Annotated in this window: 15 protein-coding genes and 2 pseudogenes; 12 read left to right on the top strand and 5 right to left on the bottom strand. The window is 41.4% G+C overall.

The genetic code is table 11. From position 1 onward, the window contains the following. The first annotated feature begins 71 nt into the window (after positions 1-71). The 4 genes and pseudogenes from FD723_RS10325 to FD723_RS10310 form a co-directional block, all read left to right on the top strand. A complete protein-coding gene (locus FD723_RS10325) occupies positions 72-1,472 on the top strand; it encodes an amidohydrolase (protein WP_179065255.1) in 1,401 nt (466 codons plus the stop codon). A 492-nt stretch (positions 1,473-1,964) separates the two neighbouring features. Further along, positions 1,965-2,258, top strand: a complete 294-nt coding sequence (locus FD723_RS10320) for a hypothetical protein (protein WP_179065254.1) — start codon at positions 1,965-1,967, stop codon at positions 2,256-2,258. Positions 2,259-2,362: 104 nt separating this feature from the next. Next, complete coding sequence (locus tag FD723_RS10315) at positions 2,363-2,506, top strand: hypothetical protein (RefSeq protein WP_179065253.1); 144 nt, start codon at positions 2,363-2,365, stop codon at positions 2,504-2,506. Between the two features lie 324 nt (positions 2,507-2,830). Next, a pseudogene (locus FD723_RS10310) lies at positions 2,831-3,048 on the top strand (AAA family ATPase); the annotation flags it as partial. A 105-nt stretch (positions 3,049-3,153) separates the two neighbouring features. Here FD723_RS10310 and FD723_RS10305 read toward each other — a convergent pair. The 3 genes and pseudogenes from FD723_RS10305 to FD723_RS10295 all read right to left on the bottom strand — a co-directional run bounded on the left by FD723_RS10305 (position 3,154) and on the right by FD723_RS10295 (position 9,018). Beyond that, entirely contained in the window at positions 3,154-4,974 is a 1,821-nt protein-coding gene (locus FD723_RS10305; RefSeq protein ID WP_179065252.1) for a hypothetical protein, read from the bottom strand. Between the two features lie 506 nt (positions 4,975-5,480). Continuing rightward, a pseudogene (locus FD723_RS10300) lies at positions 5,481-5,652 on the bottom strand (ISNCY family transposase); the annotation flags it as partial. Positions 5,653-5,751: 99 nt separating this feature from the next. Continuing rightward, on the bottom strand, positions 5,752-9,018 hold the full coding sequence (locus FD723_RS10295; protein WP_179065250.1) for a WD40 repeat domain-containing protein: 3,267 nt from the start codon (positions 9,016-9,018) through the stop codon (positions 5,752-5,754). A 256-nt stretch (positions 9,019-9,274) separates the two neighbouring features. Between FD723_RS10295 and FD723_RS10290 the strand changes: the two genes are divergently transcribed. The 3 genes from FD723_RS10290 (at position 9,275) to FD723_RS10280 (ending at position 12,355) form a co-directional block, all read left to right on the top strand. Beyond that, the gene (locus tag FD723_RS10290) at positions 9,275-11,173 is read left to right on the top strand and encodes an ArsA family ATPase (protein WP_256875130.1); all 1,899 of its coding nucleotides are present in this window, start codon (positions 9,275-9,277) and stop codon (positions 11,171-11,173) included. A 407-nt stretch (positions 11,174-11,580) separates the two neighbouring features. Then, on the top strand, positions 11,581-11,904 hold the full coding sequence (locus FD723_RS10285) for a hypothetical protein (protein WP_179065249.1): 324 nt from the start codon (positions 11,581-11,583) through the stop codon (positions 11,902-11,904). Between the two features lie 157 nt (positions 11,905-12,061). Continuing rightward, positions 12,062-12,355, top strand: coding sequence for a hypothetical protein (locus tag FD723_RS10280; RefSeq protein ID WP_179065248.1), 294 nt, complete (start codon positions 12,062-12,064; stop codon positions 12,353-12,355). A gap of 68 nt (positions 12,356-12,423) precedes the next feature. Here the strand turns inward: FD723_RS10280 and FD723_RS10275 are convergent, their stop codons facing one another. Together FD723_RS10275 and FD723_RS10270 are read right to left on the bottom strand one after the other, a co-directional pair. Continuing rightward, positions 12,424-12,825, bottom strand: coding sequence for a hypothetical protein (locus FD723_RS10275; protein ID WP_179065247.1), 402 nt, complete (start codon positions 12,823-12,825; stop codon positions 12,424-12,426). A 389-nt stretch (positions 12,826-13,214) separates the two neighbouring features. Then, positions 13,215-13,469, bottom strand: a complete 255-nt coding sequence (locus tag FD723_RS10270; RefSeq protein ID WP_179065246.1) for a gas vesicle protein GvpG — start codon at positions 13,467-13,469, stop codon at positions 13,215-13,217. 214 nt (positions 13,470-13,683) lie between these two features. Here FD723_RS10270 and gvpN point away from each other — a divergent pair, with 214 nt between their 5' ends. The 5 genes from gvpN to FD723_RS10245 all read left to right on the top strand — a co-directional run bounded on the left by gvpN (position 13,684) and on the right by FD723_RS10245 (position 18,688). After that, positions 13,684-14,832 (top strand): gas vesicle protein GvpN, encoded by a 1,149-nt coding sequence (gvpN, locus tag FD723_RS10265; protein WP_179065245.1) that lies wholly within the window; start codon positions 13,684-13,686, stop codon positions 14,830-14,832. A gap of 21 nt (positions 14,833-14,853) precedes the next feature. Then, complete coding sequence (locus FD723_RS10260) at positions 14,854-15,204, top strand: gas vesicle protein (protein ID WP_012408759.1); 351 nt, start codon at positions 14,854-14,856, stop codon at positions 15,202-15,204. Beyond that, positions 15,191-15,625 (top strand): gas vesicle protein K, encoded by a 435-nt coding sequence (locus FD723_RS10255; RefSeq protein WP_179065244.1) that lies wholly within the window; start codon positions 15,191-15,193, stop codon positions 15,623-15,625. The genes FD723_RS10260 and FD723_RS10255 overlap by 14 nt, the downstream gene beginning before the upstream one ends. Positions 15,626-15,763: 138 nt before the next feature. Then, on the top strand, positions 15,764-16,513 hold the full coding sequence (locus FD723_RS10250; RefSeq protein WP_179065243.1) for a GvpL/GvpF family gas vesicle protein: 750 nt from the start codon (positions 15,764-15,766) through the stop codon (positions 16,511-16,513). A gap of 351 nt (positions 16,514-16,864) precedes the next feature. Then, complete coding sequence (locus FD723_RS10245; protein WP_179065242.1) at positions 16,865-18,688, top strand: AAA family ATPase; 1,824 nt, start codon at positions 16,865-16,867, stop codon at positions 18,686-18,688. Positions 18,689-18,694 lie beyond the last annotated feature (6 nt).

The following is an 18,694-nucleotide window of genomic DNA, read 5'->3' as shown; positions in this document are numbered from 1 at the left end:
ATACCCTACACCATTTTCTATTTTTAACTTGAAATTCAATCAAGAATACAATTGCTTAATCAAGGTTAAATATGTTAAATTTCACCATCCAGAATGTTCTGATTGCTATCAGTGATGATTATGCAACGGTAGATGTACAAGTTGTAGATGGTAAAATTGCAGCCATTTCCCCCAATCTAGAGGCAATTGGCACTGTCATCAATGGCAAAAATAAACTACTGCTACCTGGGTTTTTCAACGCCCACACTCATTCATCAGAGATGTGGCAACGAGGAATTATGTCAACGTTCCCTTTAGAATTATGGTTGGCGGAACTGTATGATTTTGCCCCCCTCGATCCCGAACAGGTTTATCTGAGTGCTTTAGGTACTGCGGTGGAAACCTTACTTTCTGGCGGTACGAGTGTGGTAGATCATCTAGTGTTAATTCCCGGACTTGAGTTAGAAACCATCGCCATTGCAACTCGCGCTTACAGAGAAGTGGGAATTCGCGCCTTTATCGCCCCCTTAATTCAAGATGAATCCCTTAGCGCAGGTATCCCATCTGGGGAGTCAACCCAAAGTCATGAACCTTATTTTCGCTCAACTGCGGCAACCTTGGAAATCATCGAAGAGGCAGTAAGACAGTTTCATCGCCCAGATGAGGGTGTGAGTATTTTAGTTGCACCAACAGGGATACAATTGTGTACTGATGCTTTATTTGCGGGATGTATCGAGTTAAGCGATCGCTACAATCTTTGTCGTCACTCCCATTTACTCGAAACCAAAGCACAGGCAAAACTCGCCCAAGAAAAGTACGGTTGTACTGCTGTGGAACATTTGAAAAGAATCGGATTTTTGAGCAACAGCACAACTCTAGCCCATTGCGTCTGGTTAAATGATACTGATATCGCCATCCTTGCCGAAACTCAATCTACAGTTGTTCATAATCCCTTAAGTAACCTGCGTTTAGGCAGTGGCATCGCCCCAATTTTAAAATATCGCCAAGCTGGAGTAAATGTAACTTTTGGTTGTGATGGGGCATCTAGTAATGACTCCCAAGACTTACTAGAAGCAATCAAAATTGGTTCTATCTTGCACAACGTTACAGACTCAGATTATCAACACTGGATTACACCCCGACAGGCAGTAGAAATGGCATCTTTGGGAGGTGCAAAAGGATTAAATCTTGCAGATCAACTTGGTTCTTTAACCATCGGCAAACAAGCAGATTTAGTACTTTATGACCTCACCAATTTATCATTACTACCGCGCACAGATCCCATTGGATTGCTAGTTTTAGGACGACCTAGTAATGTTGTTGAGAGTTCTTGGGTGAATGGTAAACAAATTGTTAAAAATCATCAAGTGACAACAATTAATGTTGATGAATTGCGGCAAGAATTATTTAACCGTAGTCAATGGCAGACAAAGCGTAAGTCTGAAACCGTCGCGCAGATTGAAGCGCATTACCGCACAGTTATGGATTTGTGAAACAAAGTGGCGGTGCTGGGGATGAGTCGTTGTCCGCTCATTAAAACTGCGCTAATTAAGAAGTATCATCTCAATACGGTTCGGATAAGCATTTTGAACTCAGAATAGGGTTTGGGGAAAAGGGAAAAGGGTAAGGGTTAAAGGTTTTTTATTCCCCTTTCCCCTTTCCCCTTTAACCGAACCGTATTGAGTATCATCTAACATAGACTTCCGTGATGGTAATATCTTGTAGTCCTGAGTAAGACTTAATTAAATTAAAGTTTGCTACTTAATGAATGAAAAGAATAATCAAAATCAAATAGATCAGAAATCACTAGAAAGCAATTCTAGCCAAGAAGAGAAAAAAATCCGAGAAATTGGTGGATTGAAGTTGTTTCAGCATTTGTCCTAAGTTATCTGGTCTTTAGCCTAATTAGCCCAACACTTCTTAAACAAGAGCAACAACCAAGAAAGATAGAAACTTTTGATATTATAGTCATTGCCATTGTTTTATTGTTTAACTCTGGTCTGCTCAATAGGCTAGAGGATTTTGGCTTTTCTAAGGATGGAGGTTTTACAGCTAAGTTTAAAGAACTAAAGCAAGAAGTCAATGAACAGAAAAAACAAATTGATGAGCTTCAAGCACAACAGCTAGAACAACTAGTAAAACAGCAGAACAATTTAGAAGAAACACAAGCTTTTATGTTTGGTTTTTGCTATCAGAGAAGGATTATGAGAAAATTTATCAACCCAATGAGAATTCTAAAGCAAAGACGAGGTATGACTTTTATGTATCAAATAAAGTAGGTGATGAGCTAAGGCGTTTACGCGATTTTAAATTAATTCAGACAAACTCTGGTTATATCAGTGATGTAGAAAGGGCGAGTAATTTTGGGAAAGAATCAATCGATTTGACTAAATACATTCATATTACAGATTTGGGCAAACAGTTTTTAGTAACCCGTGAAAAGCTACAATCTAGCAACCAGGAAGAAATTACAAATGCTCAGGAAACTCCATATTTAGTCAAACCTAATCATACCGTATTACACTAAGTAATACGTGACTTTGACTACGTTCCTGATGAAGCCAGATTTGTTGACGTTTTGTTTACAAGCGCACCAACTGCCCAAGCTCAAAATCTTGGATTGTTGGGCAGAATCGCTGTATTAAATACGGCTTCCGGTTTGGTTTTGTGGACGAGGAACTCTCAAGAGTAGTCGATAGTTTGTTGCAGTTAACTCCAGAAGAATTTACTCCCCTATGTCTTGAGTTATCTCGTGAAGAGTTGTTAGCAAGATTTGTTTCACACAGATAGCTCAATTGTAAAAATAGCGAACGGTATTTAGCGCTTTTGTATCAGCAAGAGCGCGCGGTGACTGTTCACCCAAGAGGCGCGATCGCTCCATCTGCCGCAACCCAAAGGCGTATTGTTGCCTGGCCGCCCGGAGTTGGTAAGTCGATTTGCGCCAAAAACATTGCTAGCATTCTCAACTTACCACTACTCCAGCCTGATATTGCGTCTCTCCTTGGTTCTCTGGTTGATGAGTCTGAGGGCAATGTCCGTCGTGCTTTGAAAACAGCCGAAGCGATCGCACTCAGTAAGAGTTTCTGGCGACATTTATGAATGAATTATCACCAAGCCAATCGATAGCTTGGTGATAATTTTTAATCACTTTGTAAAAAATCTTAAGGTAAATACTTAAACTCTCACGACTGAACCTTTGGTGATGAATTTACCTACGAGATTATCAAGCTTGATAAACTTATTTGAATCCTCTTCGGGTGTGTCAAAGTTACAAGCTACGGTGCTGTAGTCTATTGTGGCCTCGGCATAGCTAGAGTTAGAGTTGTAAATTCCGCCACCCTTGCCAGACTCCAATCTACCAGAACTGAGTTCGATCCCGAAAGCTTTATTGTGTCTGATAATGCTGTTGCCTACTTTTAAGGTGGCATTGTTGTATATCCCAGCCCCAAAGTGTGCCTGATTGCCAGTTATACTGCTATGGCTCACGGTAACAACGCCTAATTGCTCGTATGTAACAGTGTGAGAATAGTCGCCACCATCATCGGCATTATTGTAGATCCCACCGCCGGCTGTACCTGCTGTATTGCCAGTTATACTGCTATAACTCACGGTAACAACGCCTAATTTATTGTTGCTGCCATTCCCGTTAGAGCTAGAGTTATAGATGCCGCCGCCATAAGCGCTGGCATAATTATGACTGATAGTGCTGTGACTTAACAATAGGGCACCATTATTGTAGATCCCGCCTCCAGTGGATGCATGATTGTCTTTGATAGTGCTAATGGTTATCGTTAGGCTGCCATAGTTGGGAGAGTAACCAAAGTTGTAGATTCCACCACCTTCGGTTGCTGTGTTGCCACTGATGGTGCTGTAACTCACCGATAGGATATCTTGTAAGTCACCTAAGTAACCGATGCCACCACCTTGGGTTGCTGTGTTGCCACTGATGATGCTGTGATTCACCGAGAGGCTTCCTCCGGTGCTGATCCCACCGCCAAAAAATGCCTGATTACCACTGATGGTGCTGTTGTTCACCGAGAGAGTGCCGGAGTTTTCGATCCCACCACCGAAGCCGAAATCTGTCGGTGCTGAATTGGCACTGATGGTACTGTTATTTACCGAGAGAGTACCGGAGGACTCGATCCCAGCGCCTTCGCTTGCCGTGTTACCGCTAATAGTACTGTGATTCACAGTCGCAGTGGCCCGATTGTAGATCCCACCCCCCAACTGATATGGTGATGTGTTGTTATTGATGGTGCTGTTGCTCACCGTGAGACTACCAGAGTTGTAAATGCCACCACCAAACAATATCGAGTTGTTGCTGCTAATGTTACTCCCCTTCACTGTGAGGATACCACTATTATAAATGCCACCACCTAATGCACCTAAGTCGCGGTAACTATCACCTGTCGCCGAGTTACCAGTGATGTTACTGTAGTTGACTGTGAGGGTGCCAGTGTTATAAATGCCGCCGCCGTTACCTTCAAAATTCGACGAATCAAAGCTTTTGTTATTAGTGATACTACTGTGGTTGACTGTGAGGGTGCCAGAGTTGTAAATGCCGCCGCCGTTAACTCTGTTATCCTCTGCGCTCACTGTATCATCGTTTGGCCCTACTGTATTGCCAGTGATGATGCTGTTGCTCAAGGTAAGAACGCCTTCATTGGAGATCGCACCTCCACCTCCAACAGTATTGTAGCTATTGGTAATAGTCAGCCCGTTGATTGCAGATGTTACACCACTGGCAATATCAAAAACACGATCGGCACTATCATCCTTAATTGTTAGTTTGCTCGGATTTGTACCTTCAATAGTCAGGTTGTCTGTGATACTCAGACCACTATGAGTCAAACTGATGGTATGAGCCAGCCCATCTGTAAACAGTCCCCCAAAATTGATGATATCTTTTCCTGAAAGAGCATTGGCATTTAGAACTGCCTGCCGCAGTGAGCCTGCACCACTGTTGTTCGTATTAGTGACGGTAAATGTAGACATTCAGATTACTCCAACTCTTTAAAATTGTATAAAATTTGACACTAAAACTGAGATTGATACTACTATTGAGTCTGCAACCATTTTCCTGCTGTTCACCTGAAGTAAGAGATCAAAGTTAATTTTAAAAACTGCGATCGCCCTACTGGTCTGCCAACCCCAAAATGCGCTTTTCATATTGGGGTGCATATTAGAGATTAAAACAATTTCCCAAATAGCCAAGTTTACTCTCGTGTACTACTGAGAGAATTTTGAGATTGAAGTCTTAATTTTTTGACTTAATTGTGATGAATGTAAGTAGATTAATTCATTAACCAGCACTTCTTCTTTTTTAAAGATTTTATTTATATCTATGTCAATACTGTGTCATTAATATGTCAAATATGTATAGAAAAGTTTCACTGCAAATATTTCTAAGGATAGATGAATTCTTCAAGTAAAGGGTGTGATAATAATCATTGAAGAATTAGAAATTGTTGAAGCTAAGATAATCTCGACGATAAAAGTCAGATAACTTTTTTTAATTCCTTTTTTGCATGTCGTTCCGTCTCATATATAGGTTTAATTGCTTCCTTCAGGTAATGATAACGACACAAACCATAAGCTATTTTTGCTAATGCTACCCCAACAGCTTGTGCGTATTGATTGTTGTCCATCACTAACAATCCCATCAATTGGTATGTATATTTAGGATATTAGTTACTTCTAATAATAACGGTTTCGGTATATTACTTCATTTCGCTACCTGCTTTTCTCATAAGTGATTATCCAAACATGATATTATTGGTTCTCTGTAGGTACTGATTGCCAAGCAAGGCGATCTTTCCAGTGCGATGTGAAATTAACTTGAACTGCTTGGTTAAAATCCTCCAAAGCTGCTGAAAAAGTTCTCTCTTTTAGCTTTGCTGCACCTTGGTTGTTCAAATGTTTAGTGCATTGTGGATTCCACACATATTTTTGACAAGTTTGGTGGGCAATTTCTACATCACTGCCATTTTCAGGATTTTGAAAGACGGGATGATAATGTAACCTGTTACAGCAAACTTGCAACCATTCTTGCCACCCACATTGCCACAAGCGGACTGTTCCATCAAGACTACCACTGGCAATCAGTTGACCATCAGGGCTAAAAGCTGCTGAATTTACCCAATACTCATGCCCGCGCCAAGGTTGACCAATGGGGTTGCCGTGAATATCCCACAAGCGCACTGTCGAATCATTGCTGGCACTGATAATCCACTGACCATCAGGGCTAAAGGCAACAGAATTAACTTCTTTTTCATGTCCCCGCCAAGGTTGACCAATGGGGTTGCCGTGAATATCCCACAAGCGCACTGTCGAATCATTGCTGGCACTGACAATCCACTGACAATCAGGGCTAAAGGCGACAGAATTAACTTCTTTTTCATGTCCCCGCCAAGGTTGACCAATGGGGTTGCCGTGAATATCCCACAAGCGCACTGTTGAATCATTGCTGGCACTGACAATCCACTGACCATCAGGGCTAAAGGCGACAGAATTAACTTCTTTTTCATGTCCCCGCCAAGGTTGACCAATGGGGTTGCCGTGAATATCCCACAAGCGCACTGTCGAATCATTGCTGGCACTGACAATCCACTGACCATCAGGGCTAAAGGCAACAGAATTAACTTCTTTTTCATGTCCCCGCCAAGGTTGACCAATGGGGTTGCCGTGAATATCCCACAAGCGCACTGTCGAATCATTGCTGGCACTGACAATCCACTGACCATCAGGGCTAAAGGCAACAGCATTAACTTCTTTTTCATGTCCCCGCCAAGGTTGACCAATGGGGTTGCCGTGAATATCCCACAAGCGCACTGTCGAATCATTGCTGGCACTGACAATCCGCTGACCATCAGGGCTAAAGGCAACAGAATTGACCCAATTCTCATATTTGCGCTGCGATCGCCCGATGACCCGATCTTGTAGTATTTGATCTAGCTCCCACAAACGCACAGTGCGATCGCCACCACTGATAATCAGCTTACCATCGGGGCTAAAGGCTAGGGAATTAACCTCTCCTTCATGTCCACGCCAAGGTTGAGTGATGGGGTTGCCATTGATATTCCATAAGCGTATTGTGCGATCGCAGCCACCACTAATAATAAACTTGCCATCAGGGCTAAACGCTACAGAATTTACATGTCCTTCATGTCCGTGCCAAGGTTGACCGATGGGATTACCTTGGATGTCCCATAACCGCACTGTAGAATCACTACTACCACTCACAATAAACTTGCGATCGGGGCTAAAGGCTACGCAAATAATTTTTGCCTCATGTTTGTACCAGGGTTGAGTGATGGTGTTACCTTGTAAATCCCACAAACACACAGTTCCGTCAAAACCAACACTGATAATGCCATCGCTATTTGGGCTAAAAGCGATGGAAATAACTCCTTCCTTATGTCCGCGCCAAGGTTGAGTAATGGCGTTACCTTGTAAATCCCACAAACACACAGTTCCGTCAAAACCAACACTGACAATGGATATCCCGGAGGGGTTGGCGCAGCCATCGCCATTTGGGCTAAAGGCGACGGAAATAACACCTTCCTCATGTCCCTGCCACGGTTGAGTAATGAGATTACCTTGTAGATCCCATAAACACAAAATTCCGTCAATACTGCCACTAACAAGAAACTTGCCATCAGGACTAAAAGCTAGACAATTAACCTCTTGCTCATGCCCCAACAAAAATTGAGCAGTAGGATTGCCAATGATATTCCACAAGCACACCGTAGAATCACTACTGCCACTGGCAATAAACTTGCCATCAGGACTAAAGGCTAGACAATTAACCTCTTGCTCGTGTCCGCGCAAGCTATTTGTCTCTGTGGGTGTGTTCATTGCTTCCTTTAAGCTTCCCAAAACAGGAGCTAGAAGCTGGTTTGGGTATTTCTCTAGATTCTCACCCATTGTTTGAATTGCCAGCACCAAACCCTCTAGCGGTTTGACAGGAAGTAAATTCAAAACCCTGGCGGATTGCTCGCGCAGTTTTAATTCAGTCAGTGCAAGGTTTAACTTTTGAATCTCTTGTTCCTTTTCTCTTGAATGGCGATCGTGCCATGCAACACTAGCATTCACAAATCCATTAGCTTCTTCGCTTAAATAACCAAACGTTTGCTCTTTGACTTCTTTATAAGTCTTTGTCTTCAAAACCCCGTTTGCAATATCTTCTCTTTCCCACAGCACATCTAAGATGTATGCCAGAAGTGGTAAATAATCATTTTGTTGATGAAAATCATGAATAATTTGCTCAACTAGACCTTGTTCAAAGGTAACGCCATTTCTAGCAGCAGGTTCAGCGATCGCTAACTTTAATTCTCCATCACTCATTCTAGTGAGTACACGACTATAGCGATCGTGAATCTTCGCAAGTTGGGGATACTCACTAAATCTATCCAAAAAATCAGATCGCATTGTTAAAACAATTTTGACAGAGCTATCCTGCTGCTGGAACAGTTGAAAAAGACTAGCAACAAATTTATCGCGTTCTGGCTTTTGAGTTTTGGTAAACAGTTCTTCAAGTTGGTCAATAAAAATTAGAATGTAATGATAATCTTGTTTGATAAATCTGACAATTTCAATTAGAGTATTTTCTCTTATTTCTCTAGCAATATCCGCTATTTTTGACTTTTTCCCATAAGTAGAAGCAAGACACTGATAAAGAGATTTAAAAGGATTTTCATTTGGGTGAAAACTTATATTAATTAATGAATTGTTATTATTTCCCAAATAAGGAATTAAACCTGCCCGAATCAATGATGATTTGCCACTGTCTGATGCTCCTAAAAGCAAGAGGACATTATCTTTTTTTAAGCGATCGCCCAGATTAGCAATCCACTTATCCCGACCAAAAAATTTGTCTTTATCTTTAATTTCAAAAGTTTTTAATCCTAAGTAGGGAGAGTATGTTTTGAGTGGAGGACAATGAATTTCCTCAAAATTACTGTCAGAAAAAAAGTCGTATTCAGAAATACATTGGACATTACACCCAATATTTATATCGCCTTCAGAACTGTTAACCATCTTATCTCCTTACCTTTGGACATCTCTGGCTAAATCTTTACCTCAGTTATAGTTCCTCGGCTAATCTTTGTAAGTAACTCAACAAAGTTAATTACACATTCTCTTGTAAAGCTTTCCCTGTCGCCGTCCTATAGGATATAAATTTTGTAAATCTCATCCCATCCGTGAAAGATTAAGGTTTTAAATAGCTTTATTCAGCAGAATTACTTAAGTAAATTTCAAAAATATGTAGTAACTTTATCCTAAAACGCCAGAAATGACAAATGGGATGGAACTTTTTGATAACCTACACCTTGCTATGTTTAGCGGCAAAGGTGGAGTCGGAAAAACGACAATCTCCTGCACCTTTGCATGTCGTTGGGCGCAGAAATTTGCCAATGAGCAAATTCTTTTAATCTCAACCGATCCGGCTCACTCTCTTGGAGATGTCTTACAAGTTAGCGTTGATGACATTCCTCACCCCATAGCGGAACTACCCAATCTACTAGTAAGGGCGTTGGATGCAAAGCGTTTGCTACAAGAGTTTAAAGAACGTTATGGTCAGGTGTTAGAACTTTTAGTGGAGCGCGGTAGTTTTGTTGAAGGAGCAGACTTGCTGCCAGTTTGGGATTTAAATTGGCCTGGACTGGACGAGTTGATGGGCTTGTTAGAAATCCAACGCCTTTTTCAGGAGCAACAAGTAGATCGAGTAGTAGTTGATATGGCTCCTAGCGGTCATACTCTCAACTTGTTTGGATTGATGGACTTTTTAGACACTTTCCTCCACTCTCTTGAACTGTTTCAAGAAAAGCATCGGTATATTAGCAAGACCTTTGCTGGAAGTTATACACCCGATCGCGCTGACGACTTTTTGCATACCCTGAAAGCTGAACTATCGCAAGGTCGTCGTCTGCTTCAAGATCCTACCCATACTGCTTGTTTGTTAGTTGCGATCGCCGAACCAATGAGTTGGTTGGAGTCAAAACGATTCCTAGAAGCCTTACAAGCCATGCAGGTTCCTTGCGGAGGATTGTTTGTTAACCAAATCCTTGCCAGTGCGACTGACCCAGATCGTTACCAAGAACAACAACCGCTCATCAGCCAGTATACGGCTCTTGCTAACGGAAAGCCGATGTTTATTGTGCCACAGCAAGATGAAGAGCCTCTGGGGATTGTAGCCCTCAGCCATCTGATCGACCAAATCCATGTTCCTCAGATGGAACCGTTATCTCCTATTGATCTACTCCCAGTTCAATGGCCTGAAACAATTCCTCCTAGCTTTGGAGATTTTCTCACCAAAGGTCGCCGCCTGTTACTAATTGGCGGTAAAGGTGGAGTAGGCAAGACCACAGTAGCAGCTGCCATTGGTTGGGCTATGGCTCAACAACATCCTGATCGCAAAATTCGCATGGTTTCTATCGATCCAGCCCACTCCTTGGGTGATGCCTTTGGTCTGAGTTTAGGACACGAACCATATCAAATAACTGCCAATCTTCGAGGTCAGGAAGTGAATGGCGATCGCATTCTCGATCAATTCAGAGCCGATTACCTATGGGAACTAGCTCAAATGATGAGTGGCGAAACCCAAACAAGCGAAGTTATTGAAATGGCCTATGCTCCTGTTGCTTGGCGCAAAATTGTCGATCAAGCTTTACCAGGGATTGATGAAATACTTTCCCTGTTAACAGTAATGGAATTGCTAGAGCAACAAGAAGAAGACTTAATTATTTTAGACACTGCTCCTACAGGTCATCTTCTACGTTTTCTAGAAATGCCAACTGCATTAGCAGACTGGCTAGCTTGGATTTTCAAACTCTGGATCAAGTATCAGAATGTCCTTGGTCGTACAGAGTTTATGGGGCGTTTACGAACTTTGCGACAGCGCGTAGTCAAAGCCCAAAAAGTGCTAAAAGACCCACAACAAGCAGAGTTCATTGGGGTTACACTTAACCAGACTAGTGTACTTGCCGAACAACAACGCCTGTTCAAATCTATGCAAGAAATAGGTGTGAGCCAGAATTACCTTGTTCTCAACCGCTTTAATTCTACAGCAACCATTAATTGCAATGACTGCGAGACAAATTTTCCAGGTTTGACAATAGTTCGCTTACCAATACTTCCTCGCTCAGTTCAGCCTTTAGAACGCATCCAAGCAGCCGCAGCCTGTTTATTTTAACGGCTAATTAGACATACCCAAAGAGAAATTTATTATGCATCGCACTCCAAACCGCAGATAAATTCAAGCCAAACTTAGCACCATGCCTCCTCAACGTTCTCAAGCAACAGCTTACTTAAATGCTTACAAAATGATGTTATAGAAAGAGCGTTTAGAGGAGGAACTAGAGAAACTCGAAGCACGCCGACATCAGATTCAGCAACGTCTTGCTATTTTAAATAGTCAAACAATTCCTGAAGGGGACACGATACATCAGAAAGCAAATACTGGTTTGGAGGACAATACACCAAAGTTCAAAACCTTAACATTGGAATACTAAGTACTAAGATTTCAGCTTGCCTATTCTTCGCAACTTCCTTGCTCATTCGTGACTTAAATCAGATTTTGTAATGATACTTAAAAGTAAAATGAGTGCTTCAATTAAGGAATTTGAGATATGGGTTGGGCTTGATGAATATGATGCAAAGGAAAAGCAGAGTTTAGATGACGAGTTCTGTAATGCAATAATATGCTATCCTGATGGTTCACGGATTACTCTTAATATCTGGAGTGAAAATTACCTCCACAAGCAGATTAACAATCTTGATTGCATAGATAAACAAGTAGCTATCTTGCCAGATATTGTAGTACGCAATTTTAACTCTGACTCAATTCGGAAAGCTATTACAAATTTAGTTAATAATTATAGTTGGCTAGAAGGACGTGGCTTTCCAGCCTTATCTTGTGAGTAGTTCGGTTTATCCTGTTTCGACACTAATATAAAACATTAATGCAGCTATTGCGTTCTTTAATGTCGGGAATATTGAGGAAGACAACATTAAGCTAAAAGGTCGAAAATCAAGAATCAGTATATAAAAATTTACAATAATTAATAAAGATAGTAAGTATATGCTTGAATTTAATATCCAGCCACACCCTGATGGATGGTTTATCTTCCCGGAAAATGTTGGTTGCGAAATATATCAACCGCTTGACTATCCATCAAAAATAATTGAGGGGCGTGATGTTTGCCATATTGAAGTTTGTGGCTGTGAAGTCTCATTTTCCTATGAAATGCACGGCATTCATGTTGTTTTCGAGTCGGGTATCATAACAGAAGAAATAGCTTTTGCAATTGTTACATCAATCAGTAATCGTTTAGCAACCATCACAGGACAGTCAACTGTTATTTATGAAAGTTAAGTACAAACTAAGGAAGGTACATCACGTAATAAGAATATTTTTGGCGAAAGTCCCCTTCTAAAACGTAATTAGCCAGATCGCTTCACAAGGAATGAAGAATCCACATCTAAAAGCCAATTCTCATCAGTAAATTCTAGATTTTCATCATAAACAAGAACCAATTCACCAAGTTTTTGAGCATTGCTACTTGCAATTTTCGTATTATCAACAGCATCAGCTATGAGCAAAAACTTTAGTTGTAAAAAACGTTCTTTGTGAGTAACGCCTATTGAACTGCTAACTAATTCGGCTTCTAGGGTACGAGGTAACGTAATTTTCTCATAATATTCATCTTGTTCATCCCAATAGCCACATACTTTATAATCACACTGGTCAAGATGTTCTTGAACAAGAACATTAGCATCTAAACTTTGTAATATTTCAGTTAAATCTTGCCAAACTTGATGATTTTTTAATTCGAGCCTTGTCATAGTTATGTGGGTTTAATGTTCTGTTACCAAACCAGGGAAGTGCAATATACCATCAATGAATTTTTACCCTCTAAAAAGGCACAGAGTCAACACACTAGGTACAAGCCCTTTCTCAATGGCTTTTAAATGTTTCCCCTTCCGATCATATTTTAATCCCAGCTTTATGTGTTCACTGCCAAATGAAACTAGCAGACCACTGATTGAAAGATATACAGTATCAGGTTGAATATCTGCCCAATTATCGGGTAAAGCTTCAATTAAATTAATACTTGTATAGTAGAAGCATAATTTATTTAAGTATAATAGCTAACAGCATTTTTAAAATTAACGTGAGTCTCCAACGGAGGCGCACGTTAACAGCAATAAATCACACAAGCTAGGAAAGAATTTCAATACTCTTGTGTCCGATCGCGTTCCTGCTCTTCTGCTTCCAGAATCGCTAATAAAAGAGCTTCTTCCTGAATTTCAAACTCCTTTTCAGGAATTTCCCCCATATCAAAAGCAAGTTGGAGTGCAAGAAGTTGCTTGCTGAGATTTTCTTTATCATCAATTTCAGTACTCGCTTGTTCTAAAATTTTTTCCCCAAGCCACGTTACCCCCATTAATGGGCCAGTAATCGGTAATAGTAAGAAGCGCAGAACCATATTGCTTTACACTTGTGTGGATTTATTAAAGGTATCCTTTCAAGACCGTAATCATGCTGATGACATAGATATTAAACATTACTAGTCTTGTGTTGATGCCAAAATGCGTTGGATTTGAGTCCAGTTAAGGCTGATTGACATCTGTATTTTATATTTGCAATGTAAAAAAAAATACTTTTGCATGACACATTACTATTGAGGAGGTACTTAGAGTTTGACAACAGTATTAAAGGCATCTCCCCAGCGATTTGTCAATACACCTGCTATTGAACGCATCGCTCAACGTGCTTTGACCTATCTACAGTCAGGTTTTTCAATACATTTACGTGGTGCAGCCGGAGTCGGAAAAACTACTCTGGCAATGCATCTAGCTGATTTGCTTAACCAGCCGATCATCCTCTTATTTGGAGATGATGAGTTTAAAACCTCAGACTTGATTGGTAATCAATTAGGTTATACCCGTAAAAAGGTTGTTGATAACTTCATCCACAGTGTTGTCAAAGTTGAGGATGAACTCCGACAACATTGGGTTGACGCACGATTAACCTTAGCTTGTAAAGAAGGATTTACGCTGGTTTACGACGAATTCAATCGATCGCACCCGGAGGTAAATAACGTTTTACTCTCCGTACTTGAGGAGAGGTTGTTAGTATTGCCAATAAACCAACATCGAGCCGAGTATATCCGGGTTCATCCTCAGTTTCGGGCAATCTTAACATCAAATCCTCAAGAGTATTGTGGAGTTCATGCAACTCAGGATGCTTTGATGGATCGTGTTATTACCATCGATATGCCTACACCTGATGAACTGAGTCAGCAGGAAATTGTAGTTCATAAAACAGGCATAGATTCTGAGAAAGCAGAAAAAATCGTGCGCTTAGTACGGACGTTTTGGAGTCGATCTAGCTCTGGACATGGCGGTGGATTGCGTTCCTGTCTGATGATTGCCAAAATCTGCCACCAACACGAAATTTCCATCAATCTTGGAGATTCTTACTTCCAAAATATTTGTGCCGATATCCTGCTTTCTCGCACTAATCAACCTTTAATGGAAGCAACTCGGCTACTGGAAGAGGTTTTAAGTGAATTGCATTATAGTACAAATACTCAATCTCAGCCAGCAGAGATAATACCAAACAGTCCAAATCAGATTGTATTGGAACAACGAGTACCTTACGAACATGAAGTCTACAACTACCTGTGTAATTCTCCAGGAAAGCGTTTCTCTGAATTGGCAGTAGAATTAGGGATCGATCGCAGTCAAATTGTCGCTGCACTCAAGTCTCTCAGAGAGCAGGGAGTATTAGTGCAAATGCAGAGCAATGCCGAGCCACCGAAGATATCACAGACACTTGCTTATTGATTCTGGCCATTTAATAAACAAATGAGTACTAATACTAATCGGGGAGCTATCACCACATCAACTCAAGGTTCTACCTTGGCAGATATTCTAGAACGGGTTCTGGATAAAGGCATTGTTATCGCAGGAGATATTTCTATTTCCGTAGGCTCCACAGAACTGCTCAACATCCGAATTCGTTTGTTGATTTCTTCTGTTGATAAAGCCAAAGAGATTGGAATTAACTGGTGGGAGAGCGACCCCTATCTTAATAGTCAAACTCGCACCTTATTAGCAACTAATCAACAACTTCAAGAGCGTCTTGCCAGTCTAGAAACAGAACTGCAATCGCTCAAAGCACTCAATCCTATTAATCATCAGAATGCAGGCGATTAGCAAATCAAAAGGTTCCGATTCCGGTTTAGCACCGTTATTACTGACGGTTGTTGAGCTGATACGCCAACTCATGGAAGCTCAGGTGATTCGGCGAATGGATGCTGGCACTCTCAACGACCATGAGCTAGATCGAGCTTCCGAAAGCCTACAACAGCTTGAACAACAGGTTGTTAAGCTTTGCGAGATATTTGATGTTGACCCAGCCGATCTAAATATTAACTTGGGTGAAATGGGAAATTTACTTCCCCAATCTGGAGGATATTACCCCGGTGAAACCTCTAGTCAACCTTCTATTTTAGAACTTCTTGATCGCCTATTAAATACGGGTGTTGTGGTTGAAGGTGATTTGGACTTAGGACTGGCTCAGTTAAGCTTAGTTCATGCCAAATTAAGATTAGTACTCACCTCTAAACCCCTGTAATACCAATTTTGGATTTTAGATTTTGGATTTTGGATTAAAAGCCTTTGCTAGGAAGGTGTTCCAAAAATTTCAAACAATACTTACTATCCTATTTTGGTGTAACTTTTTTATCTAAATTCTTTTTGGTAAGACATTCTTATGAGTTATGGCTTTTACATTTATGGAATTTTGACCTTGCCTGCTCCACAAAATTTAAATTTAGAGGGCTTAGATCGGCAACCTGTACAAATTAAAATTTTGGATGATTTTGCAGTCATCTACTCGGAAGCACAGCAAGAGCGTTATTTGGCCAGCCGTCGTAACCTGCTAAGTCATGAGAAAGTCCTTGAGGAGATCATGCAAGGAGGCGATCGCTATTTACTGCCCGTGCAATTTGGACTTTTGGTTTCCAGCTGGGAAACGGTTTCACAGCAATTAATTCGTCCTCATCAAGAAGAATTGACGCAATTGCTTGCGAAGTTATCGGGTTGCCGAGAAGTTAGTGTCAAAGTTTTTTGGGATACCGAAGCAGAAATTCAGGGACTTTTAGAAGAACACCCAAATCTCAAAATCGAAAGGGATAAACTAGTAGGTCAACCCCTGAGTATGGAGCGGGTAATCCAAATAGGGCAAACCATCGAACAGGGAATGAGCGATCGCAAGCAAGGCATCATAGATATATTTCAAAGCACGCTCAACTCCATTGCGATCGAGGTGGTAGAAAATACTCCCCAAATGGACACAATGATCTACAATTCAGCCTACCTAATTCCTTGGGAAACAGAATCACAATTTAGCGAACACGTTGAAGCACTCGATCGTCAATTTGAAAACCGTTTGCGAATTCGTTACAACAATTTCACTGCCCCGTATAACTTTGCTCGTCTTCGATTAAGTACAATGGCGTAAATATTTGTAGTTGGGATGATGCAGGAGGGAAGAGGATTTTATTCTAGTTTATCTTCTTAATCATGGTTAGGTTTTTTCACCGACTTACTTGTTCAGTTCCAATTAAATGAATTCCTCTCCCTATTGATACCGTTTCTTTTTGATGCTGTGCCAAATCATAGTTTTTTTTTTAACGCAAAGGTACGCGGAGGTAAGCGCAAAGGTACGCAGAGATTTTCTCAAGTTAATTCGCTATGTTCAAAAATATTTAGGGGCATTTCATAGAGAGTTGGTATGAATAGCAATAAAAATTGAAACTGCTGAATTTTTTATAAATTAAATTTTTCTCTACCTTTTATTTAAGTAAAATCAATGGCTGATATATTTAAAGGATTTGAACACCTATTAGAAATTGCCAAAGCTTTAGAAGAAAAAGTAGAAAAAGGCGAGTTAAAAACTTCTATTCAAATTCGCTCTCATAATCTCAGTAGTATTCCCCGGCAAGGCAATATTCCAAGAACAAGGAGTTCCAGCCGAGTCAGATCCAATTCCACCGATGCAGCTACACCAATGGATGATGCTGATGTCACCCCCCCATCAGCTCGAACGAACTCAAAAACTTCTTGGCAAGATGTCGGCGGCTTGGCTGATGTTCTCCAAGAAATCAGAGAGTTAGTTGAAATTCCACTTAAACGTCCAGATTTATTGGTGAAATTAGGGTTAGAGCCTCCGCGTGGGGTTTTGCTCGTTGGCCCGCCCGGTACGGGAAAAACTTTAACAGCCCGTGTTTTGGCAGAAGAGTTAGAGTTAAACTACATTGCCATCAATGGCCCAGAGGTGATGAGCAAGTATTACGGGGAAGCAGAAGCTCGTTTGCGAAGTATTTTTGAGAAAGCAACTCGTTCTGCTCCCTGCCTGATATTTATTGACGAAATTGATAGCCTTGCCCCAGATCGCAGCCAAGTAGAAGGTGAAGTAGAAAAAAGACTAGTGGCGCAGTTGCTTGGGTTAATGGATGGGTTTGCCAAAACCGAGGGCGTAATTGTATTAGCGGCAACAAATCGTCCCGATTATCTCGATCCGGCGCTGCGTCGTCCGGGGCGCTTCGATCGCGAAGTTCAGTTTCGAGTTCCCGATCGCAATGGACGATTGGAAATTCTGACGATTTTGACAAGTGCCATGCCCTTGGAGACTTCAATTAATCTAGGAGCGATCGCCGATTTGGCTGTCGGTTTTGTTGGTGCGGATATCAAAGCTCTTTGCCAAAAAGCAGCCTACATTGCCCTTCGTCGTCAAGTTCCCTCGCTCAACAGTCCCATTCCTGAGAACATGACTATCATGCAGCAGGATTTTCTCGAAGCAATTAAGGAGATAAAACCCTCAGTTCTCAGGGATGTAGCAATTGAATTACCTAGTCTAAGTTGGGATGACATTGGTGGTTTGGATGATGTGAAACAAAAACTTCAAGAATCTGTTGAAGGCGCACTCCTTTATCCCGAACTATACGAGCAAACCAAAGCCAAGCCTCCGCGTGGGATTTTGTTGTGGGGGCCGCCGGGAACCGGAAAAACATTACTTGCAAAAGCGATCGCTTCCCAAGCTAGAGCCAACTTTATTGCTGTGAATGGCCCGGAATTACTCAGTCGATGGGTAGGTGCCGCAGAACAGGCAGTCAGAGAACTCTTTCGCAAAGCTCGGCAAGCAGCTCCTTGCGTTGTGTTTATAGATGAAATTGATACCCTAGCACCAGCACGGGGAAGATTCACTGGTGATTCTGGAGTTAGCGATCGCGTTGTCGGTCAACTACTCACCGAATTAGATGGGTTGCATGAATGCCCGAAAGTACTGTTAGTAGGAGCAACCAATCGTCCAGAAGCGATCGATCCTGCCTTGCTCAGAGCCGGAAGATTGGACTTACAAATAAAAATCGATCTACCAGATCGAGCCAGCCGATTAGCGATTTTAGGAGTTCACAATCTAGATCGTCCCCTGGTTGATGTCGATTTAGAAACCTGGGCGACAGTTACCGAGGGTTGGAATGGAGCAGACTTGGCTTTATTGAGCAATCAAGCTGCTTTAAGCGCAATTCGTCGATACCGCGCCCAAGGATTGACTGACTCCAGCTTGATTCAGATTACAAATGATGATTTCCAAGTTACATATCAAATGCTTGCTAATCAGCATCAATCTCAATAGAGGGCA

Source organism: Nostoc sp. C052 (assembly GCF_013393905.1).
GTDB lineage: Bacteria > Cyanobacteriota > Cyanobacteriia > Cyanobacteriales > Nostocaceae > Nostoc.
Note: the sequence above shows the minus strand (reverse complement) of the source record. Positions and strands in the feature narration are given on the sequence as shown.